The sequence below is a fragment of the Brevundimonas sp. Leaf168 genome, from assembly GCF_001423685.1.
Classification (GTDB): Bacteria; Pseudomonadota; Alphaproteobacteria; order Caulobacterales; family Caulobacteraceae; genus Brevundimonas; species Brevundimonas vesicularis_C.
In genome coordinates this window covers 310494-319516 of the sequence record NZ_LMOY01000008.1, presented here as the reverse complement: position 1 = coordinate 319516, position 9023 = coordinate 310494, and the positions used below count along the sequence as shown (strand labels likewise).

Genomic DNA, 9023 nt, shown 5'->3' with positions numbered 1-9023 from the left:
CGATAGCGCCCAAGGAGCCATTCATGGCGACAGTGAAAGTCACGGACGAAAGCTTTGACGCCGACGTCCTGAAATCCTCGACCCCGGTCCTGGTCGATTTCTGGGCCGAATGGTGCGGCCCCTGCAAACAGATCGGCCCAGCGCTGGAACAGATCGCCGACGAACTGGGCGGTCAGGTCACCGTGGCCAAGATCAACATCGACGACAGCCCCATGACCCCGTCGAAGCTGGGCGTGAAGGGCATTCCGACGCTGATGCTGTTCAAGGACGGCCAGATGGCCTCGATGAAGGTCGGCGCCATGCCCAAGGGCAAGATCGTCGAATGGCTGGCCGAGGCCGGCGTCAAGGCCTGAGCCTTTTCGACCCTGTCAGATCAAGCGCCCGCCGGTCCGACCGGCGGGCGTTTTTCATGCTAGGATGACGCCATGAGCGACGAAGACACCCCGAACCCGGCTGACGACATCCCCGGCGAGACCCCGGTCCAGAAGGCCCTGCGGCTGAAGACCGCCAAGCTGGATGCGCGCGCCAAGCCGCCGCGCGGCGGTCGCTTCCAGCGCGAACAGGCCGCCCGCATCGCCGCCGGCAAGTCCAAGCCCTGGATGACGCGCTAGACCGGCCAAGTCTCCTCGCTGGCGCCCAGGACCTCGCCGGCCAGATACAGCGATCCGCAGATGGCGATCCGGCCTGCGCCCAGGCGCAGCGCCAGGTCCAGCGCCTCGGAAACCGAACCCGCCGGGGTCGCCGCCAGCCCATGCCCGCGGGCCACGGCCGCCAGGGCCGTCGGCTCGGCCGCCGCCCCGTCGAAGCCGACCGTGAAGACGGTGGCCTGGCTGTCCTTCAGCGCGGCGAAGAAACCGCCCGCATCCTTGTTGTTCAACATGCCGCAGATCAGGGCCAGGGGACGCGGCGCCCGCGCCTGACGCTCGGCCAGAAACGCCGCCAGCGCCCGTGCTGCATGGGGATTGTGCCCCCCGTCCAGCCACAGCTCCGCCTCCGCCGCCTTGGCCGCAGCGCCGTATGGCCCCGCCGAAATCCTCTGCAGCCGTGCGGGCCAGCGCACGCGCTTCAGCCCCTCGGCGATCGCAGCCTCGGGCAGGTCCAGTTCGACCGCCGCCGCCACGGCCAGGGCCGCATTGTCGATCTGGTGCGCGCCTGCCAGGGCCGGCGCGGGCAGGTCCATAAACAGTTCGGCCGTCTGGAACGCCAGACCGCCCCGCTCGGCCCAGGCGTCGAAATCGACCCCCAGCACGGTCAGCCGTGCATGGACGTCCGTCGCCCGCCGCTCGATGGCGGCCATCGCCTCTTCCCTCTGTCGCGCGATCACGGCCGGCGCTCCGGCCTTCAGCACCCCGGCCTTTTCCGAGGCGATGGCGGCCAGATCCGTGCCCAGGAACTCCGCATGGTCGTAGTCGACCGGAGCGATGACGCTGAGCAGCGGCCGTTCGATGACGTTTGTGGCGTCCAGCACCCCGCCCAAGCCCACCTCGATGATGGCCAGATCGGCGGGCGTCTCGGACATGGCCAGGAAGGCGGCGGCGGTGGTGCTTTCGAACACCGTGGCCTCGCTGTCCGTCTCGGCCATGACCGCCTCGATCCGGTCCAGGATCGCGTTCAGATGGTCGTCCTCGATCAGTTTGCCGGCCAGCCGGATTCGCTCATTGAACCGGACCAGATGCGGCGAGGTATAGGCGTGCACCTTCAGCCCCGCCGCCTCGGCGATGGCGCGGATCAGGGCGACGGTCGATCCCTTGCCGTTGGTGCCCGCCACATGGATCACCGGCGGAAGCTTGTGCTGTGGATCGCCAAGGGCCGCGCACAGAACGCGCATTCTTTCCAGCGAAAGGTCGATCCGCTGGGGGTGGCGCGCGCGTAGTCGTTCGGAGACGGGATCCATCCGCCTCCTTTACCCCCTGATTTCGAGAACCGCGACATGACTTCCAGGCCGCAGATCAGAACCGCAGCGCGCCTCGTCCTCGCGGCCGTATTTTTGGGCGCAGGCGTGCTGCATCTGACGGTCCCCGGCCCCTTCGTGCGGATTACGCCGGCGTGGGTTCCGCAGCCGGCCCTGGTCGTGGCCCTGACGGGGATCGCCGAACTGCTGGGCGCGGCGGGTTTGCTGATCCCGGGCCTGCGGGTCGCCGCCGGATGGGCGCTGGCCACCTACGCCGTCTGCGTCTATCCGGCCAACATCCAGCATGCGCTCAATTTTATGACGTCGGGCGCAGGGTTCGGCTGGGCCTATCACGGCCCGCGCCTGCTGTTTCAGCCGGTCATCGTCTGGTGGTGCCTGTGGGCCTCGACCGCGATCGACTGGCCCTTCAGACGGTCTCAGGCGGCGGCGCGGGTTCCGCCCATCAGCATGGACAGGATCTGACCCAGGGTGCGCGGCAGGTCGGCGCGGGTCACGACCCTGTCCACCATTCCCTTTTCCTGCAGATATTCGGCGCGCTGGAAGCCGGGCGGCAGCTTCTCGCGGATGGTCGCCTCGATCACGCGCGGTCCGGCGAAACCGATCAGGGCACCCGGTTCGGCCAGATGCACATCGCCCAGCATGGCGTAGGAGGCCGTCACCCCGCCCGTCGTCGGATCCGTCAGGACCACGGCGTAGGGCAGTCTGGCGTCTTTCAGCTCTTCGATCGCCAGAGTGGTGCGCGCCATCTGCATCAGCGACAGGGCGCCCTCCTGCATCCGCGCGCCGCCGGCGGCGGTGAAACAGACCAGCGGAACCTTGCGGCTCACCGCCTCGCGCGCCGCCTTGATGAAGGCTTCGCCCGCCGCCATGCCCAGCGACCCGCCCATGAAGGTGAAATCCTGAACAATCACGACCGCGTTCTGACCGCCGACCGAACCATAGCCGATGGCCATCGCATCCTTGCGGCCCGCGGCCTTGCGCGCGGCGTTCAGGCGATCCTTGTAGGATTTGCCGTCCGAGAATTTCAGCGGATCTTCCGGCACGTCCGGCGTGTCGATGGCCTGGAAGACGCCGCCGTCGAAGGTGGCCTTCAGGCGGGTCGGCGCATCGATGCGCATATGCCGGCCCGACGGCGTCACCCAAAGGGCGGCCTCTAGGTCCGAGCGATACAGCATCTCGCCGCTGTCGGGATCCTTGACCCAGAGATTGTCCGGGGTGTCGCGGCGCGACACGATCTTGCGGACGCCGGGCGCAAAGCGGCTCAGCCAGCCGCCGCGCTTTTCCTGAGGCTTGGTCTTGTCGTTCATCCGCGCGCTCTTAGACGGTTTCCGCCACGGAAGCACTAGCGGCGACGGATCGAACCGCATCGCCCAGCGCCTTCACCCGGGCCAGAACGCGCGGCGCGACGGGTGCGTTCGCCTCCAGCGCCGCCGCCACCTCGTCCACCAGGGCCGAGCCCACGACCACCGCATCGGCGACGCGCGCGATCTCGGCGGCCCGTTCCGGCGTCTTGACCCCGAAGCCGACCGCGACCGGCAGGCCCGAGGCCTTGCGCACCCGCTCCACGGCCGGCGCCACGACATCCGCGTTCGCTTCCTTGACGCCCGTCACGCCCGCGACGGCGACATAATAGACAAAGCCCGAGGTGCCCTGGACAACGATCTTCAGCCGGTCGTCATCCGAGGTCGGCGTCGCCAGGCGGATCAGCGAGATCGACACCTTGTCCAGCGCCTCGATCAGTGGCCCGGCCTCTTCCGGCGGACAGTCCACCACGATCAGCCCGTCGATGCCGCAGTCGGCGGCATAGGCGGCGAAGGCGTCATAGCCCAAGCTCTCGATCGGGTTCAGATAGCCCATCAGCACGATGGGCGTGGCGTCGTCGCCCTTACGGAATTCCTTGGCCAGATCCATGGTCGAGCGCAGGCCGAAGCCCGCCGCCATGCCCCGGATCGCCGCCCGCTGGATCGGCGGCCCCTCGGCCATCGGATCGCTGAACGGAAAGCCCAGTTCGATGATGTCCGCGCCCGCAGCCGGCAGGCCGTTCAGGATCGCCAGCGCCTCTTCGCGCGACGGATCGCCGCCCATGACGTAAGGAATGAAGGCCGCACGGCCCTCGGCCTTCAGCGCCTTGAAGCGCGCGTCGATACGGGCGGTGGTCATTGTTGCGGAGATCCGGCGGCGGCAGGCGGTGTCGCGGCCGCGGCAGCCGCGCACACGTCGCCCGGAATGGTGGCGAAGCCCAGATAGCCAGGCAGTTCGGCGACGGCGGTCTTGGTGGTGTCGTAGAAGGCGACCATCTGCATGCCGTCGCAGCCGCCGGCCTCGCGGCGCTTGATGAAGACGACGCGGTTGTCGTCGCCGCCGGCGGCCAGCCAGTTCTTGGTTTCCAGATCGGCGATATAGGCGTCGGCCAGAGCGCCGATCTGGCCCAGCTGTGCGGTCACGCAATAGGCCCGCCCCGTCAGATTGTTCAGCCCTCCGCAATCGGGCGACAGCTCCGCGCCGGGCAGCAGGCCGACGTCGGCCGGACCGCCTTGCGGCGCAGCGGGGGCCGGCGTCGGGGTAGGCGTCTGGGCCTGCGCAGCGGCGGCGGACAGGCTCAGGACGGCGGTCGCCGCAAGAAGGGTACGGATCACAGGTTCACTCCCAGATGTTTGGCGACCTGGAAGATGTCCTTGTCGCCGCGCCCCGACATCAGCAGGACGACGTCGCCGCCCTTGCCGACTTCGCGCGCCACTTCCCCTGTCCGCGCCAGGGCGTGGGCCGGCTCCAGCGCCGGAATGATGCCTTCCAGCTTCGAGCACAGCTGGAACGCCTCCAGCGCCTCGTTGTCCGTCGCCGAACGATATTCCGCCCGGCCGATGTCGTGCAGCCAGGCATGTTCCGGACCGATGCCCGGATAGTCCAGCCCGGCCGAGATCGAATGGCCCTCGACGATGTTGCCGTCTTCGTCCTGCAGCAAATAGGTCCGGTTGCCGTGCAGCACGCCCGACCGCCCGCCCTTCAGCGAGGCCGCGTGATCCGGCGTATCCAGACCATGGCCGGCCGCTTCGACGCCGATCAGCCGCACGCCCTCGTCCTCGATGAAGGGGTGGAAGGCGCCGATGGCGTTCGACCCGCCGCCAATGCAGGCGACCACCGCTTCGGGCAGCTTGCCCATCCGGGCCATCGACTGGCTCTTGATCTCCTTGCCGATCACCGACTGGAAATCGCGCACCATGGCCGGATAGGGGTGCGGACCCGCCGCCGTTCCGATGATGTAATAGGTGTCCGAGACGTTGGTGACCCAGTCGCGCATCGCCTCGTTCATCGCGTCCTTCAGGGTCGCGGCGCCGGCCGTGACCGAGAAGACTTCCGAACCCAGCAGACGCATGCGGAACACGTTCGGCTGCTGCCGCTCCACGTCCACCGCGCCCATATAGACTGTGCAGGGCAGGCCAAAGCGCGCCGACACGGTCGCCGAGGCGACGCCGTGCTGCCCCGCGCCGGTCTCGGCGATGATGCGCGTCTTGCCCATGCGGCGGGCCAGCAGGATTTGGCCCATGCAGTTGTTGATCTTGTGCGCGCCCGTGTGGTTCAGGTCCTCGCGCTTCAGCCAGATGTTGGCCCCGCCGAAATGTTCGGTCAGGCGCTCGGCGAAATACAGCGGGCTCTCGCGACCGACGTAATGCTCCAGATAACCGTCAAGCTCGGCCTGGAAACTGGGGTCCGCCTTGGCCGCCTTGTAGGCCGCGTCCAGCTCGTGGATCAGCGGCATCAGGGTCTCGGCCACGAACTGACCGCCATACGGACCGAAGCGACCCTGCGCGTCCGGCCAGGCGTAGGCGTTCGACAGCGGCTGGGTGGAAGCGGCGGCTTGAATGGGGGTCTGGGCGTTCACGGTTTCGACTTTCACGCGGAGAGGCGTCGCAATTACGACCGGCTCGCGTTTTGGATGAAGGTCGCGATCCAGTCGGCGTCCTTAACACCCGGCGCGCTTTCCACGCCAGAGGACACATCGACCATGGGCGCGCCCGTAATCCTCAGCGCCTCGGCCACATTGTCCGAGTTCAGACCGCCCGCCAGGAACCACGGATGGCGAAAGGCGCGACCAGCCAGCAGGGTCCAGTCGAAGCTGTGTCCCACCCCGCCGGGCAGCGCCGACCCCTCCGGCGGCTTGGCGTCGAACATAAGATGATCAGCATGATCATCCCACGCATCGGCGGCGGCGAAGTCGTCCGCCTGCCGGATCGGCAGGGCCTTGATCACACCCGCCCCCGTCAGCGCCCGCACGCGCTCGGCCCGTGCCGGCGCCTCAGACCCATGCAACTGGATGAAGTCGGGCCTCAGCGTCCGGGCGATCTGTTGCAGCAGGGCGTCGTCGGGATCGACCGTCACCGCCACGATCTTCGCCCGCCCCCGCGCCCGCTCGAACAGGGCGGCGGCGGCTTCGGGCGCCAGATGGCGTGGACTTTTGGGAAACACCACCGCCCCCACGAAATCCGCCCCAGCATCCAGCGCGGCATCCAGCGTGTCCGGCGTGGTCAGGCCGCAAATCTTGATCTTGGTGGTCATGCCTCGACCTGCGCGTCCGATCCCGCAGGCGTCAAGAGCCTCAACCCAGGCTCTCGGGCGCCGTGAAGATCGAAGCGACCTCGTCCGCCGTCGCGAGGCGCCACTGACCAGGCGCCAGGTCGGGTGGCAAGACCAGCCCGCCCAGCCGTTCGCGATGCAGGGTCTCGACATGGTTGCCGGCGGCCGCAAACATCCGGCGCACCTGATGATAGCGCCCCTCAGTCACCGTCAGCAGGGCCTCGGTCGGCGACACCACCTCCAGCACCGCCGGCGCAAGCGGTTTGTCCTCGCCCTCCAGGACCAGCTCGCCCGAGGCGAACAGCGCGCCTTCCGTGCCCGTCAGAGGCCGCGCCAGACCCGCCCGGTAAACCTTGGCCACATGGCGTTTGGGACTGATCACCCGGTGCAGCAGATCGCCGTCGTCGGTCAGCAGAAGCAGGCCCGTCGTCTGCTTGTCCAGCCGTCCGATGGTCGAGATGGCGGGATCGCGCGCCCGCCACCGTCCCGGCAGGATGTCATAGACCAGCGCCCCCTCTTCCTTGTGTGAGCAGGTCATGCCCAGCGGCTTGTTCAGCAGGATCACCAGCCCCTGCACGGGGTCCAGCGGCTCGCCGTCGATCTCCATTCGCGTGGGCAGGTCCGGCGTCACCGCAATGCGTTTGGACACGTCCGTCAGGTCCGCCCCGTCCAGCACGATGCCGCCCGCCTTGGCCATCCGCGCCATTTCGGCGCGTGATCCATAGCCCATCGAGCCCAGCAGACGATCGACCCTCGACGTCGGGGTTTTCTTCATGCGCTACCGCCCTTCGGACTGCTTGAGCGCGGTCACTTCACCGCCTCGAACAGCTTGTAGCCGCCCGCCTCGGCGACCAGCCGCACCCGTTTGAACGCCGCGTTCAGCTCGGCCTCATAGGGCAGGTGCCGGTTGGCGACGACCCAGGCGACGCCGCCCTTCTTCAGAAGTTCCGCCGCCTTCCGGATAAAGGCCTGACCCAGCCGCCGGTCCTCGGCCCCGCCGTCGTGAAAGGGCGGATTGCTGACCACGAAATCCTTGTCGCCCTTGGCCTCCAGGGTGCGGGCGTCCAACCACCAGACCTTGGCGCGGTCGTCCTCGATATTGCGTCGTGCGGCCTGGATGGCGCGGCGGTCCAGGTCGACCATCTTCAGCTTGGTCACGGCAGGCGAGCGCAGCACCACGATCGACAGCGCGCCATAGCCGCAGCCCAGATCGACCCCCTCGCCCTTCATCGCCGGCAGATGTTCGGCCAGCAGCGCCGAACCCGGATCGATCCGGTCCCAGGCGAACACGCCGGGCTGCGACCAGGCTTCCAGTCCTGGCACGATCTGCGGCCCGCCCGCCGCAATGGCCTCGCCCTGCCCCTCGACCGTTTCGGGTCGAATGACGATGCAGCGGCGATGGTGCGCCTTGGCGGTCTCGGCGACCTCGAGGCCGAACGTCTTCAGTTCCTTGCCCAGGCGCGAGCCGCCCTTGTCCTTGGGCGCCATGACGTCCAGCCGTCCGCCGACCTTCAGCGCCTTCAACGCCAGGGCCAGCACATAGCGCCGCTCCAGCACGCCGGGCGGGGCGTAGATCGTGACGCTGTCGGCCGAGCCAGGGTCCTGCGCCTCCAGCGCAGCCGAGTCCGGGATCAGAGGCGAGGTCTGGATCGCATCGCCGGGCGGATCGAAGACGACCGGCGGCCGGCCATACAGAAGCGTGGTCATGGTCTCAGAACCCCGCCTGCAACAGCGCCAACCCTACGACCCCGACCACGATCCGCCACCAGGCGAAGATGCCGAAGCCGCGCTTGGACACGAAATCCAGCAGGAACCGCACCACCGCCAGGGCCGAGATGAAGGCCACGACGAAGCCCACGACAATCAGGCCGATGTCGCTGAAATCCAGCGTCTTGTGGTTCTTCAGCAGGTCATAGGCCACCGCCGCCCCCATGGTGGGCAAGGCCAGAAAGAAGCTGAACTCAGCCGCCGACCGCTTGTCGGTCTTCAGCAGCAGTCCGCCCGCGATGGTGGCGCCGGACCGCGACACGCCGGGGATCATGGCCAGGCACTGGAACAGGCCGATCAGAAAATAGATGCGCATCGGATAGGCCTCGGCGTCCAGCCATTTGGGCGTCTTGTCCATCCGGTCAAGCAGCAGCAGGATCACGCCGCCGACGATCAGGGCGATGCACACCACCTGCGGCGTCTCGAACAGCACCGTCTTGATGAAGTCATAGGCCAGGAAACCGATCACGACAGCCGGCGCGAAGGCGACCAGCAGCCCGATCAGGAACCGGCGCGCCTCGGCGTCGAAGGGCCAGCGCGTCGCCAGGATCCACAGCTTTTTGAAATAGACGCTGACGATGGCCAGCAATGCGCCCAGCTGGATCACGATCTCGAAGGTCTTGCCCGCGCTTTCGAAGCCCATGAAGTGGCCCAGCAGCAGCATATGGCCGGTCGACGAGACCGGAATGAACTCGGTCAGCCCCTCGACCAGACCCAGAATAATGGCGGCAAGCCAGTCCGACATGAGACCCTCGAAAACCAATGCGCCCGG

General features: G+C 67.8%; 12 protein-coding genes. 3 read left to right on the top strand and 9 right to left on the bottom strand.

Features of this window, described 5'->3' with window-relative positions; translation table 11 throughout:
- Window positions 1-23: 23 nt before the first annotated feature.
- On the top strand, window positions 24-353 hold the full coding sequence (gene trxA, locus ASF81_RS08885) for a thioredoxin (protein WP_017506226.1): 330 nt from the start codon (window positions 24-26) through the stop codon (window positions 351-353).
- A gap of 72 nt (window positions 354-425) precedes the next feature.
- The gene (locus ASF81_RS08880; protein ID WP_017506225.1) at window positions 426-611 is read left to right on the top strand and encodes a hypothetical protein; all 186 of its coding nucleotides are present in this window, start codon (window positions 426-428) and stop codon (window positions 609-611) included.
- Here ASF81_RS08880 and ASF81_RS08875 read toward each other — a convergent pair.
- Window positions 608-1894: a folylpolyglutamate synthase/dihydrofolate synthase family protein gene (locus ASF81_RS08875; RefSeq protein WP_055807780.1), complete on the bottom strand. Its 1287-nt coding sequence runs from the start codon at window positions 1892-1894 to the stop codon at window positions 608-610. The genes ASF81_RS08880 and ASF81_RS08875 overlap by 4 nt on opposite strands.
- A gap of 36 nt (window positions 1895-1930) precedes the next feature.
- Between ASF81_RS08875 and ASF81_RS08870 the strand changes: the two genes are divergently transcribed.
- On the top strand, window positions 1931-2374 hold the full coding sequence (locus tag ASF81_RS08870) for a DoxX family protein (RefSeq protein ID WP_055807778.1): 444 nt from the start codon (window positions 1931-1933) through the stop codon (window positions 2372-2374).
- Here the strand turns inward: ASF81_RS08870 and accD are convergent.
- The 8 genes from accD to ASF81_RS08830 form a co-directional block, all read right to left on the bottom strand.
- Window positions 2329-3219, bottom strand: coding sequence for an acetyl-CoA carboxylase, carboxyltransferase subunit beta (gene accD / locus ASF81_RS08865; RefSeq protein ID WP_055807775.1), 891 nt, complete (start codon window positions 3217-3219; stop codon window positions 2329-2331). The two genes, ASF81_RS08870 and accD, sit on opposite strands and share 46 nt — an antisense overlap.
- 10 nt (window positions 3220-3229) lie before the next feature.
- A complete protein-coding gene (gene trpA, locus ASF81_RS08860) occupies window positions 3230-4072 on the bottom strand; it encodes a tryptophan synthase subunit alpha (protein WP_055807774.1) in 843 nt (280 codons plus the stop codon).
- Complete coding sequence (locus ASF81_RS08855; RefSeq protein WP_055807772.1) at window positions 4069-4548, bottom strand: hypothetical protein; 480 nt, start codon at window positions 4546-4548, stop codon at window positions 4069-4071. The genes trpA and ASF81_RS08855 overlap by 4 nt, the downstream gene beginning before the upstream one ends.
- Window positions 4545-5747, bottom strand: coding sequence for a tryptophan synthase subunit beta (gene trpB / locus ASF81_RS08850; RefSeq protein WP_168189973.1), 1203 nt, complete (start codon window positions 5745-5747; stop codon window positions 4545-4547). The genes ASF81_RS08855 and trpB overlap by 4 nt, the downstream gene beginning before the upstream one ends.
- A 77-nt stretch (window positions 5748-5824) precedes the next feature.
- Window positions 5825-6466 (bottom strand): phosphoribosylanthranilate isomerase, encoded by a 642-nt coding sequence (locus tag ASF81_RS08845; protein ID WP_055807770.1) that lies wholly within the window; start codon window positions 6464-6466, stop codon window positions 5825-5827.
- 40 nt (window positions 6467-6506) lie between these two features.
- Window positions 6507-7259: a pseudouridine synthase gene (locus ASF81_RS08840; RefSeq protein ID WP_055807768.1), complete on the bottom strand. Its 753-nt coding sequence runs from the start codon at window positions 7257-7259 to the stop codon at window positions 6507-6509.
- A 32-nt stretch (window positions 7260-7291) separates the two neighbouring features.
- Window positions 7292-8191, bottom strand: a complete 900-nt coding sequence (locus ASF81_RS08835; RefSeq protein ID WP_055807766.1) for a class I SAM-dependent methyltransferase — start codon at window positions 8189-8191, stop codon at window positions 7292-7294.
- Window positions 8192-8195: 4 nt separating this feature from the next.
- Window positions 8196-8996: an undecaprenyl-diphosphate phosphatase gene (locus ASF81_RS08830; protein ID WP_055807764.1), complete on the bottom strand. Its 801-nt coding sequence runs from the start codon at window positions 8994-8996 to the stop codon at window positions 8196-8198.
- Window positions 8997-9023 lie beyond the last annotated feature (27 nt).

Coding starts and splice junctions, on each gene's coding strand:
- trpA (WP_055807774.1), bottom strand. CDS start 4,072: ATGACCACCGCCCGTATCGACGCGCGCTTCAAGGCGCTGAAGGCCGAG.
- ASF81_RS08830 (WP_055807764.1), bottom strand. CDS start 8,996: ATGTCGGACTGGCTTGCCGCCATTATTCTGGGTCTGGTCGAGGGGCTG.
- ASF81_RS08880 (WP_017506225.1), top strand. CDS start 426: ATGAGCGACGAAGACACCCCGAACCCGGCTGACGACATCCCCGGCGAG.
- ASF81_RS08840 (WP_055807768.1), bottom strand. CDS start 7,259: ATGAAGAAAACCCCGACGTCGAGGGTCGATCGTCTGCTGGGCTCGATG.
- trxA (WP_017506226.1), top strand. CDS start 24: ATGGCGACAGTGAAAGTCACGGACGAAAGCTTTGACGCCGACGTCCTG.
- ASF81_RS08870 (WP_055807778.1), top strand. CDS start 1,931: ATGACTTCCAGGCCGCAGATCAGAACCGCAGCGCGCCTCGTCCTCGCG.
- ASF81_RS08835 (WP_055807766.1), bottom strand. CDS start 8,191: ATGACCACGCTTCTGTATGGCCGGCCGCCGGTCGTCTTCGATCCGCCC.
- accD (WP_055807775.1), bottom strand. CDS start 3,219: ATGAACGACAAGACCAAGCCTCAGGAAAAGCGCGGCGGCTGGCTGAGC.
- ASF81_RS08845 (WP_055807770.1), bottom strand. CDS start 6,466: ATGACCACCAAGATCAAGATTTGCGGCCTGACCACGCCGGACACGCTG.
- ASF81_RS08875 (WP_055807780.1), bottom strand. CDS start 1,894: ATGGATCCCGTCTCCGAACGACTACGCGCGCGCCACCCCCAGCGGATC.